The organism is Gilliamella sp. BG3, from assembly GCF_046635605.1.
GTDB classification, from domain to species: domain Bacteria; phylum Pseudomonadota; class Gammaproteobacteria; order Enterobacterales; family Orbaceae; genus Gilliamella; species Gilliamella bombi.
In genome coordinates, this window is sequence record NZ_JBIDFE010000008.1 from 1 (window position 1) to 19,530 (window position 19,530).

A 19,530-nucleotide genomic window follows, 5' to 3' on the forward strand; every position below is an offset into this window, starting at 1 on the left:
TTTCAGGGAAAACGCCTTATGAGTTTTTAGAGGATTATTTTAACCATGAAGTGTAAACAACTCTGCGTTTTCCTACATCTTAAGTCTTTTGTTTACAACATCGAAAAGAGGGAAATAAAATTAAAAAATCAGGCATATTTATGCCTGATGAATAACTAAAATCAAATAAGATCTTTAATCATCACTATAACCCAAACTCCGCAACGCTCGTTCATCATCAGCCCAGCCTGCTTTGACTTTTACCCAAAGCTCTAGATGGACTTTGTTGTCGAAAAATGATTGCATGTCTTTGCGCGCTTCAATACCAATTTTTTTGATTTTTTCACCTTTGTTGCCGATGACCATTTTCTTTTGTCCTTCACGTTCAACTAAGATTAATCCGTTAATTCGATACATTCCGTTACGTTCATCAACTTTGAATTGTTCAATTTCGACAGTTACCGAGTAAGGTAATTCGTCACCCAAAAAGCGCATAAGTTTTTCGCGGATGATTTCCGATGCCATAAAACGTTGCGAGCGGTCGGTAATATAATCTTCAGGGAAATGGTGTTCACCTTCTGGTAAGTGTTTTTTGACGATATCTTTTATAATATCTACACCTTCTCCTTTTTCAGCGCTAATTGGCACAACATCAAGGAAGTTAATTTTTTGGCTTATCGCTTGAATATGCGGTAATAATTGTGTTTTGTCGGTGACGTTGTCAATTTTATTAATCACTAACAGAACTGGGCTTTTGCAATCTTTGAGTTTGTTGGCGACCATTTCGTCGTCGTCATTCCAATGTGTGCCTTCAACCACAAAAATAACGAGTTCAACATCCCCTATTGAGCTGCTTGCAGCACGATTCATTAAGCGGTTTATGGCTCTTTTTTCTTCAATATGAAGTCCGGGAGTATCGATATAGATAATTTGGTCATTATCCTGCGTGTCAATACCCACAATTCGGTGACGGGTCGTTTGCGCTTTGCGTGATGTAATCGAAATTTTTTGACCAAGCAATTGGTTTAGTAGCGTTGATTTACCTACATTTGGTCGCCCGACAATGGCGACAAATCCACAATGTTGTGTTGTTTCTGTCATTTTATACCTAATTGGTTGAGTGCTTCTTGTGCGGCAGCTTGTTCTGCTTTTCGGCGACTTAAGCCACGACCTAAATATTCATGGCTATCATTGTCAATTTTGCATTGAATTAAGAATTCTTGTTCGTGGTTATCGCCAGTTACTTCAAGAATTAAATAACATGGGCGCGGACGATGAATTCCTTGTAAGTATTCTTGTAATCTTGTTTTGGCATCTTTTTGTTTAATACCAGGTTGAATTTGGGTCAAGCGGCTTTGATACCATGATAAGATAAGTGAACGAACTGTGTCTAGGTTGCTATCTAGATAAATGGCACCGATTATGGCTTCTACAGCATCAGAAATTATCGATTCGCGACGAAAACCACCACTTTTGAGTTCACCCTGTCCTAAAATAAGGTGATCGCCCAATTTAAAATCCTTACCAATTTCGGCAAGTGTTTGCCCGCAAACAAGTGTTGCGCGCATTTGGCTTAGATCGCCTTCATCTTGTTTGGAAAAACGGTGATAAAGTTCATCGGCTATGACAAGACTTAAAATAGAATCCCCTAAAAACTCTAAACGCTCGTTATGCAATTTATTAGCACTTCGATGAGTAAGGGCTAATTCAAGTAGGGATGTATCTTGAAACATATAGCCGATTGATTGTTGAATTTGACTAAATTTTTTCATAATTATAGCTATTAGTGTATACCGCCAATACGACTAAAGCGGATTCCTGTTGGCCATTCGTTTGGTTGTTTTTCAAAGCTGATCCAAATCGCAGTTGCTTTACCCACAAAATTACCTTCGGGTACAAAGCCAAAGTATCGACTGTCACCGCTGTTGTCACGGTTGTCACCCATCATAAAGTAATGACCTTGTGGTACAACCCAAGTGGCTATCGGTTGTCCATCCTGATGATAAAAATAGCTAGGATTTTCTTGTGAACCTTGAGTGGTTAGAATATCATGCGGTGTGTCACCAAGAGTTTCTTGTTGAATATTCATATTTAATGTCATGATAGACTGAGAATCAACAATACCTTTATCCGCATATTGTTCTAGCGTGTAAAAATTAGGGTTTGATTTGAACTGTTCATGCACCTCTTTCCAGTTACTTGGCCTTGGTTCGCTGTAATGCAAATTGAGCGGCTGTGATTGTTGCCCTTCGCAATTTGCATCTGTTGCTTGGCAAGCAGGATAGATTAAGATTTGCTTTTCTTTTACTAAATAGACGATTTTGTCACCTGGCAAGCCGACAACCCGCTTTATAAGATCCATTTGAGGCACATTTGGGTGTTTAAATACGGCAACATCACCACGTTTTGGTTGTCCTGTCGGAATAATGACGGTGTTAGTAATAGGATCACGCACACCATAAGAAAATTTTTCAACCGCAATAAAGTCGCCAATTAGTAATGTTTGCATCATTGATCCTGATGGAATTTGAAACGGTTCATAGATGAATGAACGAATAACAAACACGACAAACAATACCGGAAAAAACGATGCCAAATTTTCAACCCAACCTTTGGGTTTACCAACTTCAGCCAGTATCTTTCCATCAACTTCGCCATTGCTTTGAGTGCGGATTTCTTCAACTTTACGTTGTCTTGCTGGTTTCCATTTGAATTTTTCTAAAAACCAAAAGATACCAGTAATGAGTGTTGCTAGTGTTAATATGATGGCAAATGTTCCAGCCATTTTTTTCCCTCTTTAAATAAATCTTTTTATTGATTTGTTTTTAATTGGTTAATCTTTTCCTACATGCAAAATGGCTAAAAAGGCTTCTTGCGGTAATTCCACATTACCTATTTGTTTCATGCGCTTTTTACCTTCTTTTTGCTTCTGTAAAAGTTTCTTTTTACGACTCACATCGCCACCATAACATTTGGCTAATACATTTTTGCGTAGTTGTTTGACCGTTGATCTTGCTATGACATGATTACCGATAGCCGCTTGTATGGCAATATCAAATAGTTGACGAGGAATAAGATCTTTCATTTTTTCAACTAATTCTCGTCCACGATATGGTGCATTGTCTTTGTGGGTAATTAAGGCTAATGCGTCAACTCGTTCACCATTAATTAATACATCTAACCTTACCATGTCGGCAGCTTGGAATCGTTTAAAACTGTAATCTAATGATGCATACCCACGCGAAGTCGATTTTAGTTTGTCAAAAAAGTCTAATACAACTTCGGTCATTGGGATTTCGTACGTTAAAGAAACTTGATTGCCATGATAAACCATATTGGTTTGCACACCACGTTTTTCAACACAAAGTGTGATGACGTTGCCTAAATAAGTTTGCGGAACTAATATGTTACATTCTGCTATTGGTTCGCGTAATTCTTGAATGTTATTTACTGCTGGTAACTTGGCAGGGCTATCAACGTAGATAATGTCATTTGATGTAGTTAGTACTTCATAAACAACCGTCGGTGCAGTGGTTATCAAATCAAGGTTGTATTCACGCTCTAAGCGTTCTTGAATGATTTCCATATGCAATAAGCCAAGGAAACCACAACGGAATCCAAATCCTAAAGCTCCAGAATTTTCTGGCTCATAAAACAACGAGGCATCATTTAGACTTAATTTGCCAAGGGCATCACGAAAAGCTTCGTAATCGTCAGAACTGGTTGGGAATAATCCAGCATAAACTTGTGGTTTGACCTTTTTGAAACCAGGTAATGGATTTTGCGCAGGTGCTTTTGCTAAAGTTAAGGTGTCGCCCACCGGCGCACCTAGTATATCTTTGATCGCACAAACAACCCAACCCACTTCACCACAATGCAGGCATTGTTTGTCAATTTGCTTAGGGGTAAAAATACCAAGTCGATCAACGTTATAAGTCATACCTGTGCTCATTACTTTGATCTTATCACCTTTGTTTAATTCGCCATTTTTAATGCGAATTAATGAAACTACACCTAAATAATTATCAAACCATGAATCGATAATAAGTGCTTGCAATGGTGCTGTCGAGTCACCTTCTGGTGGTGGAATATCGCTGACCAATTGCTCAAGTACATCAATAACACCAACGCCAGTTTTTGCCGAGCAACGCACTGCATTGCTAGCATCAATACCTACAATATCTTCGATTTCGGCTGCAACGCGCTCTGGTTCAGCCGCAGGTAAGTCAATTTTGTTTAGAACAGGGACAACTTCAAGATCCATATCTAACGCAGTGTAGCAGTTTGCCAGTGTTTGAGCTTCAACACCTTGCCCCGCATCCACAACTAATAACGCCCCTTCACAAGCAGCTAGCGAGCGTGACACTTCATAAGAAAAATCAACATGACCTGGTGTGTCAATAAAATTGAGCTGGTATGTTTCGCCATTTTTAGCATGATAATCAAGGGTTACACTTTGTGCTTTGATTGTGATGCCACGCTCACGCTCAAGATCCATTGAATCAAGTACTTGAGCTTCCATTTCACGATCTGAAAGCCCACCACAAATTTGTATTATGCGGTCTGAAAGCGTTGATTTACCATGGTCAATATGGGCAATAATTGAAAAATTGCGGATATTTTTATTCATATTAATAAATTATAATTAGTATCTTGGTTATTAACGGTTAACTATCTAAAATGCCTTTTGGTTATGACCAATATTGCTAATAATTACATAGTCAGAAAGTAAAATATTTTACACTTTTATCGCTACCAAGCATAGCGTTATTAAGTAGTTTGCACTTATTTCTGAACAATATTTTGTGCAATACGTTCAATAGTAGTACGAGGTAAATTACCTATGATGATAATGTTTTTGTGACCTAAGTTGGTTGAATAAATAGTCCTTCCACCTTGTTGAATAATTTGATTAGCTTGTTTAGCTTGTTCAGATGAGATATTGACCGTAAACGAAAATACGCCATCCGAAAACAATTTAGTCGCGATGTCAGAACTATAAAAATTCAAATTATAAGCAGCCACTTCTTTAAATCCTTTAGGTAACCAAGCTAGTCGCCATTGGTCAAAAGCATTATTTTGTTTTTCAATCGATAATAAGATTGGGTAAGTTCGACTAGCGATATAATCTAGCTGTTCTTTCTTATCAAAATTTTTATCTAGTTGGATTACTTTTATCTGATTAATGATGTCGCTATTTTGATCTAATAAATCGATCCTAATTGGTAAACTGGTTTCATCATCAATCCAAATTACATAGCTATAACGGTCCTGTTCTTTAGCTATGATTTTAACTAATTTTGCGCTTCGATTAGCTGTTCTTGCTTTGCCTAAAAAAATAAAATCGTAAACCTCTTTAAGGTCATTAAAATTATTATAAACAACATCGGGGTAAGCTTCGATAATTCGTGAGCTAGTGATAGAAAATGATGAACTATTAGGCTGAAAGTAACTGGTTATGCCTTTATGTAAGATGATCTCTTTATCAGGACCTTCCAGATAGCGCAAGTAAGCATTAATATCTTCTTTTACAGGCGCACCTATATGGCTATATTCGAATGTGGTTACATATTGATTTTTATCTTCAGATACGAAGTAAATACGGTAATCTTGCGTTTGTACAGCGTGATTCATTTTGTTTAATAACGCAAAGGCATCCTCTGTATCGTTGGCATAAATCGATACTGAAAAAAATGCAAAAAACAGAGCGAATATTATTTTTCGGCTCTGTTTTATAAAATATTTGATAAAATAATTTGATGATTTCATTTAAAATTAGTGTGCATTTAATCTTTTTTGCAATTCATAATCTTGTACAAGCAATCTAATTTTGTCGTATTGTCGTTTTTCAAGTAATTGCTGATCGTTTTGTTGATGAATGCCACCTACAGGAGCCACACTTACACCAACTGGTACTGTATTTAGTGTAGGGCTTGCACTGGTACTATCTGTTTGTCCTTGATTATATTGTACACCTGCAATAATTCCAAGAGTGACACAAGCTGCAAGCCCAACTTGGCTTACTTTGCCTATAAAGTCCTTAACGTGAATCCAAATTAGGTTTTCAGCTTTTGGTGGCGAGGTTGTGTCAATATTAGGTTGATCAGTTGGTTGATTGTATAAATCTTCAGTTGCTATCGCTTGTGCAATTTGGCTAGAGATATCTAAATTTAGTGAACTACTATGATTTAATGAATTACTGTGTAATTCACCTCGCATTGTATCTCTGATAATATGGTAACGATGCCAGCATGATTGCAAACTTTCATCATTTAATACTTCATCAACAATATGGTCATTTGTAAACTCACCATCCATAAGTAATGAAAGTTGCTCTTTCTGTTCTATTTGCATAGTAAATACCTTAAATTTATGACTACTCTTTATTCATTTGTTTGTAGCCATTAACTGAGTAATGGTTTAATTTTTTCATCAATTGCATCACGAGCTCTAAAAATACGGGATCTCACTGTGCCAACTGGTACATCCATGATTTGAGCAATTTCTTCGTAGCTTAACCCTTCGATTTCGCGCAATGTAATTGCTGTTTTTAAATCATCAGGTAATGCTTCGATCGTTGCAAATACTGTTTTTTTTACTTCGTCTGAAAGCGCTAAATTTTCAGGATTATCAAGATCTCTTAATGAATCTGCACCTTCGTAACTTTCGGCTTCACTAGCATCTATATCTGATGATGGTGGCCGTCGTCCTTGAGACGTTAAGTAGTTTTTTGCTGTATTGACTGCAATTCGATACAGCCATGTGTAAAAAACACTTTCACCTTTAAAAAGACTTAATGATCGATATGCCTTAATAAAAGTCTCTTGCACAACATCAGGAACTTCGGACGCTAATACATAACGAGAAACCAAATGAGCCAGTTTATTTTGATAACGAACAACAAGTAAATTAAATGCGTTTTTGTCTCCATTAAGAACGCGATCTACTAATACTTGGTCTGTTACTTGCTCCCCCATTAAAGGCCTTTCCTTATTTTGTTAATAACTGTCAATCGGCCCAAAGTTGTGCAGACATACAGTTAGATTCTTAAATTAGAAAAAAGTTCCCATTATTTTAATAGAAATTTAATTATTTTACTTATTAATTGTAAACTTTTATTATTTTTATACTAAAACACATAGTTACCTGAAACTTTTTGACATGATTACATTCAAGTAAGATCGTTTGCCGATCTTTTAATTAAGCGGGATAATCTGTCTTTCATCATGCTCATTATAGGTGATTTGATAAAATTGAGGTAGATTAAAATTAACTGAGCTACTGGTAGTAAATGAAAAACGATCGTCAGATAAGATATAAAATTCGTTAATATCTTTAACCATATTATCTATTGAACCGTTGCAATTACGGTATATTTCAACTTGGTTATGTTCATTTAGAATGTAAAGATCAAAACCTGAATCAGTATTTTCAAAAAAGAATTGTATGATCCCGGCATAAGCCACGCTATCAATTTCTTTTGGTAGTTCGTTAGTTTCGTCTAAAATGTTTAGTGGTCTGCCTTGTATTTTGTTATTTGATACAGCGCCATAAAAATCAATCGCACTTTCAAATTGATGGCATGATACCCCTAATCGCTCAAAAAATAGATACCATGAAGCTCCACCGATCCTTAATGGTTTTACTTGCGTTGAGTTATTTTGAGTGGTAGTTAAACGTAAATCGATACATTCATCCATTAACTTTTTCATTTGTTGTTTGATTTCATCACTCTGGTACTCGCTATAACAAAATATTTCTAGCAAATTAGGCAAATCAGCATCTTTATGCATTCGATTTAGTAATTCCTTAATCGCCTGAAGCACTGATAGTGCACCGCTGAAATGGAGAACACGAATTTCGTTCCACGAATTGCGATAAAGAAGATCAATTGATCCCACTAAACTTAGCTCATTTTTACCATAATTAAGTACACTATTGGTCACTTCATCGTCTAATTCAATGTTAGCGGTCGGATCATCTTCTAAATTTAAAATAATAGCTAAGTGACGAATTTCGCATGGTCCATATAGCTGTTCTTCAGTTGCTGCTGGCACATCAATAGGAAAGTAATTTTTTAGATCAACGATCAATTTATTAATTTTCGAATTATTTCTGTTTTCACCATCATGATAATAAAAGTGAGTGCTATCAGCAATTAAGCCGTTAAAATAACACCAACCTACTAGTTTTACTAAGTATTTGCTATATTCAAGATATTGATGGCCAATAATTGAGTGTAACATGGGTTTTTGATTGTAAACGTACCATCCTGCTCGATTGATACGATCTTCTGCAACATGAATAAATGTTAATGCTTCTTCTTGTAAATTATCAGATATATTGAGCTTTAAAGTTGTAATCTTTCCCGGTAATACTTCAAAAGCAGCATAGAGCTTTCGTGTTAATATCGCCAGATCTTGAGGACTAATTAATGAGTCTAAATTATTACGACGACCAAAATTGAGTAAATTTCGATAGCCGGACATCATGGTGTGTAATAAGATTTCGTGTATTTCTCGGACTTGCCCTATTTTCCAAGTTTGACAAGAATCTAATTTTGCAATTTGTTGCTCATCCCATCCCCAACTTTTAACTAGGTCACTTAAAATAGAGCGTCGCCATGACGACGATTGCATTGGGATAGAAAGTTTTTCGTTCACTTTTAAATAAAAGCAATTACGAATTAATTCAAGTCGTTCATAATCATTAATTTCAATGAGGTATTTACTGATTCTGTCCAACAGCATGTAATACGAATCAAGATACATTCCTTTATGAATTTCGCCTTTTTGAATCAGCTCCCTCATTTGATAAGCAACTGGTTTATTTTGTGGGTAAATCCATGAGTACGCTTCTAATAACAGGGTTTTAAGTACCGCTTTAAAAGGTGAATCAATACTTTTATAAAGTTGCCATAAACTTGCGCCAAAATACTCTTGAGCTGATAATCCAGTTAGTGGACCAAAATCAATCCATTGCTCTCGCTCGATTAAATTAAGATCAACCATCGCTTGAACGCACTTTTCATAAGTAGGATAAGTAAGGTTATTTACGGTGAAATTATAAGGTATTGCAAACCACAACAAGTATTTGCCAGCTAATAAATTTGCGGAACGGTAAAACTCCTCAAGTAACAAAATATGCTGTGCAGTTCCGCAATTTTCGCCCATTAGGCATTCATGATGTTTATTAATAAAACGATCAGCATCTACCACAAATAACGTTAATTTGACTTGCAAATTTGCTGCCCAGTCTTCGATCAAACGGCATTTTTGTTGTAAGGCTTCTTTTTGTTGATCTGTTAAATTGTTTTCAATGCATATCCAGATATCAAGATCAGATTGAATTGACTGTCCAATAGAACAGGTACTTCCCATTGTATATAAAGCGGATATGGCTGGGATGTTAATTATTTTATTTTCGTTAGTGGATGGAATAAAATCGAATTCAGTTTTAAGCCGTTTACTTACATCATCAGACAATTGATAGCAAGCAATACCTGAAGGTATATCGCCTTCCATATATCCTGGTAATTTAGGTGTGTGATAATGAAAAAGCGCAGGAAGTAATAAAAATACCTGCTGAAATTCAGGAGACATACCAATGATAGCACGCTCACGTTTCAATTTGGCAAGATCTTCAAGCTCTTTTTTTATGTTATTGATATAATATTGCATGGCTTCAATTAGATAAAACACGCGTATTAATTTAACGCTACTATTAAATCTAGCATGTTATTTGTGTAAGGTAAATAGAACAAAAATTTAAACCCTAAATAAAATGAATAATTATGATAACAATTGAAAATATTGCTAAACAGTTGCAAAAAAAAGAAAACACAAAATTTATCGATAATAAAGCTGCAGTATTATTGCCGATTATTGATATTGATCATCAATTGCATCTTTTATTTCAAATTAGATCTAGAAAATTAAAATGGCAACCTGGAGATATTTGCTTTCCTGGTGGGCGTGTGGAATTATCTGATACCAATCCCGAATACACAGCTAAACGTGAAACAGTTGAAGAATTGGGTATCCCCTTTAAGCACATAATAATTTTAGGAGCATTACCCAAGTTAATTGCAACATTAGGTATGGCTATTTATCCATTTGTTGGCACAATCAATTCACTTGATGATTTGAAACTAAATCATGATGAAGTCGAACAGATTTTTACCGTTCCTATTGAGTGGTTTATTCAAAATCCCCCTCAGCGTGCAACAATGTTTGTCGGGCATAAACCTTCTGATGATTTCCCTTTTGATATCATTTTAAACCGATCACCTAAATGGCAAAAAAGAGCTGAGTATTCTGTCTATTATTATCAGTATCACAATCGGGTTATTTGGGGATTAACTGCACAAATCCTTAAATTCTTTATTGAAAGAATTAGAGAATAATCTGTAGGAAAAATATAATTTAGAAAATATTAACATTCTTAATTAGCTCAAATTAACTCTTTTTTTGACAATTCATTTCATTTTAAACAATTAATGCTAGGCACCCTTCTATTTGATTAAAAGAACTTGAGGATTATTACTGAACGTCTTATAACAATAACAAGTTGTTTTACTATTTTTTCCTACCAAAACAACTATTAATGTCTTAACGCTTTTTACAAGTAGACAAGGACAACACATCAGGAGCTCTGCCAGTTCGAATATTTTCGAAGTAATATCAATAAATATATTTGCAAATAAAATAAGCGTTAAACAACGATTTTCTATTTTAATAATTCAAAAATGAAGGAATATATTATGAAACGTTTTACCAAATCCTCTATTGCATTAGCCGTATTGTTATCATTACCTGTTGCTAGTCTTTATGCTGCTGAGCCATTAACTGCTAAAGAAAGTAGTCATTTAGTACCATTAAAAGAAATTTCAGTAACTGGAAGTTATTTACAAGCCGAAAATGCTGCTAAAGATATTTCTCGTGCTGCCGATGAAGCAGGTGCTAAATATTACTATATTACTGCAATGGAAAGTCCAGCTAATGGAACTTCTTCAGATCGTGCGATTGTTTATGCCAATATTTACAAATCTAACGCACCAATAGCCGTACAGAAAGATGAAACTATTTATAATGGCGTGGTTTCTTATGAACGTTCAAAAGCTCTTTACTATTTACCATTTGATGTTGTTAAATTTAAAGGTAATTACAATAACACTTCCGAAATTACCGAAACTGCAAGTAAATTAGCCGCTGAAAAAAATGCCTATGCGTTTTATATCGATTCAATTTCATCTGATGATATTAGAAACCAAGCAGAAAATATCGAAGTTGCTTTATACAAACAAGACGCACCCGTTAGGGATTATATCGTCACAACAGCAATAGCAGGTCAAGATGCCTACGAAATTAGTAGCGAAGCATTTAAACACATGACGCCATTTAGTACTATTAGCTTCCATGGTGTATTTAACAATACAGCAGAAATCAGTGCCGCCGCACAAAAACATGCAGTTGCTAATGGTGCGCACTTTTATTATGTAAAAGAAGTATCATCTAACCCCGCAAGCACTGCACAAACTGTTTTTATAAATCTATATAAATAAGATTGTACGTAACTGAAATAAACCCACGTGAGCAATTTTACTTGCCCGTGGGCTTTGACTAAAAACACCTCAGATTTAGAATTAATTTTATTAAAGTTTTTATTTGTTTACTCCTAGATTATTCCACATCTCAATTCAAATTTCGTATTATTATTTTCATTTTTTAATCTCAAGACGGTATAGAATCCTGAATATTTTTACAAAAATTGGATCAGCAACACTAATTTTTTGTTTGAAAATGTGTGCCATTGAAATATAAAACTTTGCTTTTTTATTGTTCAAATTTCCTTTAACATCTATATATTTGTATAAGATAAAATACGTGGAAATTATTCCATTAAATTGCATATATTATGAAAGCGATATTTTTCTTACTTTTTTTATTTAGTACCAATTTTGTAGAAGCAGCAACGGTTAGAATCCTTCCGCGCGTGGGTCACGATTACAACCCAATATATCCATCTTTATTAGGTTTATTTTTAGGACTTTTATTCTTGTTGGGTATATCGTCGTTAACAGAGGTGCTAGAGGAATTTAGCATAAATAGAGAAAAAAAGCGAAAAGCAAAAGATACAATAAAAGATACTCTAAATAAAGAGGAACGTTTAGCTATAAATAATCAAAAAAAATTGAAAAGAGACCAAATAAAGAAAAACAGAAAAGAACAAATAAAAAAAATGCGTGAAGATAAACTAGCAAAAAAGAAAAGAAAAAAGCAATCCCAATAATCAATAAAAATATGTGTAAGTTATCATCACCGTTATTTTTAAAATATATGCTATAATGGCGCTTTATTTTTAATAAAAAGAGAGATTATTTTGCAGCAGTCGTTACAAGATTTTATTATTGATAAGATTGATGATCTAAAAGGAAAAGACATTGTTACCCTTGATGTTCGTGGCAAATCAAGTATTACCGATTATATGATTATTTGTACTGGCACTTCAAACCGTCATGTTTCCTCTATTGCTAACCATTTACTTGATGAAGCAAAAAAACAAGGCCATTTGGTGTTAGGTAGCGAAGGTAAAAGTGATGCCGATTGGGTCGTAGTTGATATGGATGCGGTCATTGTACATATAATGCAAGAAGAAAGCCGTCAGCTTTACGAACTTGAGAAGCTTTGGAGTTAATCACGTGAAGATACAGCTTATTGCTGTTGGCAATAAAATGCCAAACTGGGTTACCACTGCTTTTAATGATTATCAATCACGATTTCCTAAAGATATGCCTTTAGAGCTTATTGAAATCCCCGCTGGAAAACGTACCAAAAATGCAGATATTGTACGGATCTTAGATAAAGAAGGCGAAGCAATGTTAAGTGCCTGTAGTAAAGGCAATCGCATTGTGACTCTTGATATTCCAGGTAAACCTTACACAACGCATAATTTAGCTGAACAATTAGAACGTTGGAAAGTAGATGGCCGTGATGTGAGTTTATTAATTGGTGGACCTGAGGGGTTATCTCCTTCTTGCAAAACGGCAGCGGAACAGAGTTGGTCACTGTCGCCACTTACCCTACCTCACCCTTTAGTGCGGGTTATTGTAGCTGAAAGCCTTTACCGTGCATGGAGTTTAACCACTAATCATCCTTATCATCGTGAATAATAAAGTAAGGTAAATATGATGAGCGCAATTATTTTAGATTTGCAAATTGCTACAGAAGATAACCAAAATTTGCCTACCGAAGCGCAAATTATGCAATGGTTAGAGGCTATTTTACCTCAGTTTATGGATAACGCCGAGCTCACTATCCGTATTGTCGATAAACAAGAAAGTCAGCAATTAAATTGTACCTATCGTCATAAAGATAAACCAACTAACGTTTTATCTTTTCCGTTTGAATCTCCAATCGAGATCGATGTTCCTTTATTGGGTGATCTAATTATTTGTAAGCAAGTGGTTGAAGCTGAAGCTGAGCAACAACATAAATCATTAACTTCGCACTGGGCACATATGATTGTGCATGGTTGTTTACATTTACTCGGTTATGATCATATTCTTGACGAAGAAGCTGAAGAAATGGAAAATATCGAAATTGATATTATGCAACAATTGGGATTTGAAGATCCTTATCAACCCATTGATGAATAAAATGTACGATAGGCCGTTTAGTTATATGCTATTTTGCAAACTTTTTTAGTAAGTAAGTAAATTAAGTAAACTAAGCCCAAAATAGTAAATTAATAATAAAGTAAGAAAGGAAAAGCACAAATGAGTGATGATAATCACCGGAGACCTAAAAAAGGGTTTGCATTATGGTTAAGTCAGTTATTTCATTCAGAACCAAAAGATAAAGAAGAACTGATCGAAGTGATCCGCGAAGCCGAAGAAAACGAGCTTATCGATCCCGATACGCTTGATATGATAGAAGGTGTTATGGATATTGCTGAACAACGCATTCGCGATATTATGATCCCCCGCTCTCAAATTGTTACCATTAAAGACAATTATTCACTTGATGAGTGTTTAGATATTATTTCTGAACATGGGCATTCCCGTTATCCTGTTATTAGTGAAGATCGCGATCATATTGAAGGGATTTTATTGGCAAAAGATCTGTTGATTTTTATTCGCCAAGGCGTCGATAATTTTGATTTGAAAAAAATCCTTAGACCAACCGTTGTTGTGCCTGAAAGTAAACGTGTTGATCATATGCTAAAAGAGTTTCGTATGCAGCGCTATCATATGGCAATGGCTATTGATGAATTTGGTGGTGTTTCGGGGCTTGTGACTATTGAAGATATTTTAGAACTCATCGTGGGCGATATTGAAGATGAGTATGATGAAGTTGAAGATCGCGATATTCGTCGCTTAACGCAATCGGTTTATACTGTGCGAGCCCTCACTCCAGTGGAAGATTTTAATGAAATATTTTCAACTGATTTTAGTGATGATGAGATGGATACCATTGGAGGACTGGTAATGCAACATTTTGGACGCTTACCCTTACGCGGTGAAACCATTACCATTGACGGCTATCAATTTAAAGTTACCATTGCAGATCGAAGACGAATCATTCAATTGCATGTGACTATTCCTGATGGGGCTACCGTGCCTAATTTAGAGTTATCTGAAAATGCTTAAAAAAATATTATTAAGCCTAATTTTTGGTGGTATAGCAGTTTTTAGTTATGCTCCATTTCATATTTGGCCTCTAGCTTTTGTATCGTTTGCCGGTCTTTTATGGCTTATTGCTGATAGATCTAAAAAACAAGCTATGTTACTGGGATTAAGTTGGGGCATTGGCTATTTTGCCGCTGGGATCCATTGGGTTTATATCAGTATTAAGCAATATGGAGAGTTACCCGCTCCCATTGCTATTATCATTTTAGGTTTTTTAATCCTATACTTGTCACTCTATCCTATGCTATTTGCTTTTCTATTAAGGATGGCAAATCGTTTTGCTGGACAATTTTCATTTAAACAACTTATATTTCTTGCTCCTGTGCTTTGGCAATTAACCGAATTCTTACGAGGGTATATTTTAACCGGATTTGCTTGGTTGCAACTCGGTTATAGCCAACTAGATAGTCCGTTAAAAGGCTATTTTCCTATATTGGGGATTGATGGTGTTAATTTACTGCTAACAATTTTATGCGGATTATTTGTTTATTGCATAAAGACAATAAATAGCAAAACGCCCAAAAGGCACACGCTTGGTGCATTTATTGCACTACTTGCGATCTTATTTGCACCAATTTTATTCAATAATATTAATTGGACTAAAGTTAATGACACTCGTTCAGCTAATTTTGTTTTAATTCAAGGAAATATTTCGCAGTCAATTCGTTGGACAAGAGAACAACTTAACAACACACTACAAACCTATACAAAACTGACTAAACAAAACTTTGGTAAAGATAAAATTATCATTTGGTCAGAGGCTAGCATCACCGATTACGAAATAAATCAACAATCTTTTTTACAATATCTAGATAACGAAGCCCGAGCCCATGATTCTGAAATAGCTGTTGGTATTATTGATTATCGTTTTGGCGAAGATGGGTATCAATCTAATGGATATATCTACAATACTTTATTAGTATTAGGAGAAAAGGAGCATTATCAATATCCAACTATCAACCGTTATAAAAAACACCATCTAGTGCCCTTTGGGGAGTTTACACCGTTAGAATCAGTACTTGAACCAATTGCTGAACTGCTCAACATTCCTATGTCCTCAATGAAATCTGGCGAAACAAAACAACCTCAATTACAAATAAAAGGCTTTAAATTTACCCCAGCCATTTGTTATGAAGTGATTTTATCTAATTTAATATGGCAAAATTTTTCTCCAGATACAGATTTTTTACTTACTGTTTCAAACGATGCTTGGTTTGGTGATAGTATTGGACCTAAACAACATTTACAAATGGCGCAAGCTAGAGCGCTTGAATTTGGTAGACCTTTAATTCGTAGTACTAATACAGGGATTACAGCCATTATTGATCCACATGGTAATATTGTTAAAAAATTACCGCAATTTGAAACAGGCGCATTATCTGCATCTGTATCACCAACAACTGGCCTAACGCCTTATGCTATATGGGGGAATTGGCCTTATTTAGTTTTGATGTCATTAATGTTTATCTCACTTTTTATAAAAAAACGTTTATAGTTCACTATACTGGCATAATTATTGCTTAAATATAATTGGGTTTTAATAAGTCTTGATGTAATCAGTAATCTAATATTGCGTTAATTGCTGGTTACATCTAGCTCCAATAATAGATAAATAAACAGTAAAAAGTACTTTTATGCTAAAAAATAAGTTATAATATATGCCCTTTGTAAAAATGTTAAAATTATTTAATATGATACAAAATAAACAGTAGGAGATGAGTATGAACAAAAAGACAAAATTAACCAAACTAGTGTTATCATTTGCAATGTTAGGTCTAGTAAGTAGTACCGCATTTGCCGATGAATTAACTGGTACACTAGCTAAAGTAAAAGAAAATGGTGTGATTGTCGTAGGACATAGAGAATCATCAGTCCCATTCTCATATTATGGTGATAACCAAACAGTTGTTGGTTATTCTCAAGATTACTCAGATCTTATTATTAATGCGGTAAAAAAAGAGTTAAACATGCCTAACTTGCAAGTTAAATACTTACCGCTGACTTCTCAAAACCGTATTCCACTGTTACAAAATGGTTCTTACGATTTTGAATGTGGTTCAACAACCAATAATCTTTCTCGTCAACAACAAGTTGATTTTTCAAATACGATCTTTATTGTTGGCACTCGTTTTTTAGTTAAAACTAGTAGCAATATTAAAGATATTGACGATCTGAAAGGTAAAAATGTGGTCGTAACTTCAGGTACAACATCCGAAGTTATGCTCAACAAAATCAATACTGAAAAAGGGTTAAATATTCGTATTATTGCAACCAAAGATCATGGTGATGCATTTCGCACACTTGAAAGTGGACGAGCAGCAGCATTTCTTATCGATGATGCATTATTAGCAGGTGAACGCTCCAAAGCAAAAAAACCTGAACAATGGGAAATTGTAGGTACACCATTATCTTATGAAGCCTATGGTTGTATGTTGCGTAAACAAGACCCACAATTTAAAGCTTTAGTCGATAAAACTATTTCAGAAGCACAAACATCAGGTGTCGCCGAAAAGTCATATAACCGTTGGTTTAAACAACCTATTCCACCAAAAGGGTTAAATATGAACTTTGATATGTCTTCTGAGATGAAAGAACTTTTCGCTCATCCTAATGATAAAGCATTAGATTAATACGCAGATATTTTCCCATAAGGACGTAGGTAACTGCGTCCATCATCTTATTTAGTACTATTTACAATTTTTTTTACATGTTGGAGTATTTATGACAACAAGTTGGAATTGGGGGATTTTTCTTCAACCAGCACCATTTGGGGATACAACGTATCTAGGCTGGTTGTGGTTAGGTTTCCAAATGACCATATTGCTAGTTATTACATCAGGAACTGTTGCCTTTTTGGTTGGTTCGCTATTTGGTGTGCTGAGAACATTACCTAACCGCTTTTTATCTGGCTTAGGTACATGTTATGTTGAAGTTTTTAGGAATATCCCGTTAATCATTCACTTATTCTTTTGGATTGAAGTTGTACCAGCGTTGGTACCAGAATCTATCCGTGACTGGTTATATAGCCTTGACCCTATGATATTTACTTTATTAATGTCAACCATAGGATTAGGATTATTCACAGGTGCACGTATTTGTGAACAAGTGAGAGCTGCTATTCAGTCAATCCCTACAGGTCAGAAAAGTGCAGGAATTGCATTAGGATTAACCCTAAAACAAACCTATTTATATATTTTATTACCAAACGCTTATCGACGTGTTCTACCACCGTTAACATCTGAAATATTAAATATGGTTAAAAACTCGGCTGTTGCTTCAACTGTTGGTTACGTCGAATTAACCAAACAAGCAAACCAACTGCTTGAACATGCAGGCCAACCTTATGAATCATTCATAGCTATAACATTTGGGTATGTACTTATCAATGTCGTTATAATGTTTACTATGCAATATATTGAGAAAAAAGTACGACTTCCTGGCGTATTAGGAGGTAAATCATGATGGATTTAGAATGGGGACAAATCCTACCTAATTTACCTTATATCATGAGAGGTATGTTATTAACTTTAGAGATAACACTTACCGCTGTAATTTTTGGTATTATTTGGGGAACGCTACTTGCCATTATGCGACTTTCTTCGATTAAAGTGCTACATTGGTTTGCTTTATGCTATGTAAATATATTCCGTTCAATTCCATTAATGATGGTTTTGCTCTGGTTTTATTTGCTTGTACCTCAACTATTAGAAAAAATTTTAAATCTTCCGCCTACAACAGATATACGTTTTGTGTCAGCATTGATCGCTTTTGCATTATTTGAAGCAGCTTACTATTCAGAAATTATTCGGGCTGGTATTCAAAGTGTATCTAAAGGACAAATCAGTGCATCATTAGCACTAGGCATGACTAAAGGTCAGGCATTAAGAATGGTGATTTTACCGCAAGCATTTCGTATTATGGCTCCATTATTATTAACGCAGGGGATTATATTATTCCAAGATACAACGCTTATTTATACATTAAATTTAGCGGATTTCTTCTATCGTGCGGTTAATATTGTAGGCAATAGAGATGGTTTAATCGTTGAAATGGTATTATTTACAGGAGCAGTTTATTTTGTTATTTGCTTCACCGTTTCACGTCTAGTTAATTATTTTAAGAAAAGGATTACTCGATGATCTCCTTAGAAAATATTTCAAAATGGTATGGACAATTTCAGGTATTAAAAAACTGCACTACTCGAGTTGGTAAAGGCGAAGTTGTTGTTGTTTGTGGTCCTTCAGGTTCAGGAAAATCAACCCTGATAAAAACTGTAAATTGTTTAGAGCCTGTACAAAAAGGCAAAATTATTATTGATGGAACAGAAGTTACAAATAAAGCGACTAACTTAGCTAAATTACGCTCCAAAGTAGGTATGGTATTTCAACACTTTGAACTGTTTCCACATTTAACTATTTTAAAAAATCTAACACTTGCACAAATTAAAGTGTTAGGTCGAACAGACGAAGAAGCTCGAGAAAAAGCGCTTAATCTTTTAGAGCGTGTTGGTTTACTTGCCCATGCAGATAAATACCCTGCTCAGCTCTCTGGTGGTCAACAACAACGTGTAGCGATCGCTCGTGCGTTATGTATGGATCCTATTGTTATGTTGTTTGATGAACCAACCTCAGCACTAGATCCTGAAATGGTAAACGAGGTGCTAGATGTTATGGTTGAACTGGCTTATGAAGGTATGACTATGATGGTGGTTACTCATGAAATGGGCTTTGCGCGTAAGGTAGCCCACCGAGTTATCTTTATGGATGCTGGTGAAATTATTGAAGATACCTCAAAAGAGCAGTTCTTTACTAATCCACAATCAGATCGTGCTAAAGACTTCTTAGCTAAAATTATCCATTAAT

The 19,530-nt window shown here is 35.1% G+C and carries 20 protein-coding genes; 12 read left to right on the forward strand and 8 right to left on the reverse strand.

Going from position 1 to position 19,530, the window contains the following annotated elements:
- Positions 1-174: 174 nt before the first annotated feature.
- The 8 genes from era to ACGH6S_RS05170 all read right to left on the reverse strand — a co-directional run bounded on the left by era (position 175) and on the right by ACGH6S_RS05170 (position 9,659).
- On the reverse strand, positions 175-1,080 hold the full coding sequence (era, locus tag ACGH6S_RS05135; protein ID WP_085164856.1) for a GTPase Era: 906 nt from the start codon (positions 1,078-1,080) through the stop codon (positions 175-177).
- Positions 1,077-1,754, reverse strand: coding sequence for a ribonuclease III (rnc, locus tag ACGH6S_RS05140; RefSeq protein ID WP_370738304.1), 678 nt, complete (start codon positions 1,752-1,754; stop codon positions 1,077-1,079). The genes era and rnc overlap by 4 nt, the downstream gene beginning before the upstream one ends.
- An 8-nt stretch (positions 1,755-1,762) precedes the next feature.
- Positions 1,763-2,764, reverse strand: a complete 1,002-nt coding sequence (gene lepB / locus ACGH6S_RS05145) for a signal peptidase I (protein WP_174799064.1) — start codon at positions 2,762-2,764, stop codon at positions 1,763-1,765.
- A 48-nt stretch (positions 2,765-2,812) separates the two neighbouring features.
- Complete coding sequence (gene lepA, locus ACGH6S_RS05150) at positions 2,813-4,609, reverse strand: translation elongation factor 4 (RefSeq protein ID WP_296317892.1); 1,797 nt, start codon at positions 4,607-4,609, stop codon at positions 2,813-2,815.
- Between the two features lie 155 nt (positions 4,610-4,764).
- The gene (locus tag ACGH6S_RS05155) at positions 4,765-5,748 is read right to left on the reverse strand and encodes a MucB/RseB C-terminal domain-containing protein (RefSeq protein ID WP_174799059.1); all 984 of its coding nucleotides are present in this window, start codon (positions 5,746-5,748) and stop codon (positions 4,765-4,767) included.
- A 6-nt stretch (positions 5,749-5,754) separates the two neighbouring features.
- Positions 5,755-6,333, reverse strand: a complete 579-nt coding sequence (locus ACGH6S_RS05160; protein WP_174799053.1) for an RseA family anti-sigma factor — start codon at positions 6,331-6,333, stop codon at positions 5,755-5,757.
- Positions 6,334-6,383: 50 nt separating this feature from the next.
- Complete coding sequence (gene rpoE, locus ACGH6S_RS05165; protein WP_034909980.1) at positions 6,384-6,956, reverse strand: RNA polymerase sigma factor RpoE; 573 nt, start codon at positions 6,954-6,956, stop codon at positions 6,384-6,386.
- 219 nt (positions 6,957-7,175) lie between these two features.
- Positions 7,176-9,659, reverse strand: a complete 2,484-nt coding sequence (locus tag ACGH6S_RS05170; RefSeq protein WP_174799051.1) for a class I adenylate cyclase — start codon at positions 9,657-9,659, stop codon at positions 7,176-7,178.
- A gap of 113 nt (positions 9,660-9,772) precedes the next feature.
- Here ACGH6S_RS05170 and ACGH6S_RS05175 point away from each other — a divergent pair, with 113 nt between their 5' ends.
- The 12 genes from ACGH6S_RS05175 (at position 9,773) to ACGH6S_RS05230 (ending at position 19,529) form a co-directional block, all read left to right on the forward strand.
- Positions 9,773-10,384 carry an NUDIX hydrolase gene (locus ACGH6S_RS05175; RefSeq protein WP_085164869.1) on the forward strand — a complete coding sequence of 204 codons (612 nt, stop codon included), beginning with the start codon at positions 9,773-9,775 and terminating at the stop codon, positions 10,382-10,384.
- A gap of 357 nt (positions 10,385-10,741) precedes the next feature.
- Positions 10,742-11,542: a YdgH/BhsA/McbA-like domain containing protein gene (locus ACGH6S_RS05180; RefSeq protein WP_174799049.1), complete on the forward strand. Its 801-nt coding sequence runs from the start codon at positions 10,742-10,744 to the stop codon at positions 11,540-11,542.
- A gap of 353 nt (positions 11,543-11,895) precedes the next feature.
- Positions 11,896-12,270 carry a hypothetical protein gene (locus tag ACGH6S_RS05185; protein WP_296302356.1) on the forward strand — a complete coding sequence of 125 codons (375 nt, stop codon included), beginning with the start codon at positions 11,896-11,898 and terminating at the stop codon, positions 12,268-12,270.
- Between the two features lie 87 nt (positions 12,271-12,357).
- Entirely contained in the window at positions 12,358-12,675 is a 318-nt protein-coding gene (gene rsfS, locus ACGH6S_RS05190) for a ribosome silencing factor (RefSeq protein ID WP_034909992.1), read from the forward strand.
- Positions 12,676-12,679: 4 nt separating this feature from the next.
- Positions 12,680-13,150 carry a 23S rRNA (pseudouridine(1915)-N(3))-methyltransferase RlmH gene (gene rlmH / locus ACGH6S_RS05195; protein ID WP_411578455.1) on the forward strand — a complete coding sequence of 157 codons (471 nt, stop codon included), beginning with the start codon at positions 12,680-12,682 and terminating at the stop codon, positions 13,148-13,150.
- A gap of 18 nt (positions 13,151-13,168) precedes the next feature.
- Positions 13,169-13,636, forward strand: coding sequence for an rRNA maturation RNase YbeY (gene ybeY / locus ACGH6S_RS05200; protein ID WP_411578460.1), 468 nt, complete (start codon positions 13,169-13,171; stop codon positions 13,634-13,636).
- 120 nt (positions 13,637-13,756) lie between these two features.
- Positions 13,757-14,629: a CNNM family magnesium/cobalt transport protein CorC gene (gene corC / locus ACGH6S_RS05205; RefSeq protein ID WP_411578454.1), complete on the forward strand. Its 873-nt coding sequence runs from the start codon at positions 13,757-13,759 to the stop codon at positions 14,627-14,629.
- Entirely contained in the window at positions 14,622-16,163 is a 1,542-nt protein-coding gene (lnt, locus tag ACGH6S_RS05210; RefSeq protein WP_411578453.1) for an apolipoprotein N-acyltransferase, read from the forward strand. Before corC ends, lnt begins: the two co-directional genes overlap by 8 nt.
- Before the next feature lie 226 nt (positions 16,164-16,389).
- Positions 16,390-17,298, forward strand: a complete 909-nt coding sequence (locus tag ACGH6S_RS05215; protein ID WP_085164646.1) for a glutamate/aspartate ABC transporter substrate-binding protein — start codon at positions 16,390-16,392, stop codon at positions 17,296-17,298.
- 91 nt (positions 17,299-17,389) lie between these two features.
- Positions 17,390-18,130 (forward strand): amino acid ABC transporter permease, encoded by a 741-nt coding sequence (locus tag ACGH6S_RS05220; protein ID WP_065590847.1) that lies wholly within the window; start codon positions 17,390-17,392, stop codon positions 18,128-18,130.
- Positions 18,127-18,807: a glutamate/aspartate ABC transporter permease GltK gene (gltK, locus tag ACGH6S_RS05225; protein ID WP_065590846.1), complete on the forward strand. Its 681-nt coding sequence runs from the start codon at positions 18,127-18,129 to the stop codon at positions 18,805-18,807. Before ACGH6S_RS05220 ends, gltK begins: the two co-directional genes overlap by 4 nt.
- Positions 18,804-19,529, forward strand: coding sequence for an amino acid ABC transporter ATP-binding protein (locus ACGH6S_RS05230; protein ID WP_034910011.1), 726 nt, complete (start codon positions 18,804-18,806; stop codon positions 19,527-19,529). Before gltK ends, ACGH6S_RS05230 begins: the two co-directional genes overlap by 4 nt.
- Position 19,530: the final 1 nt, after the last annotated feature.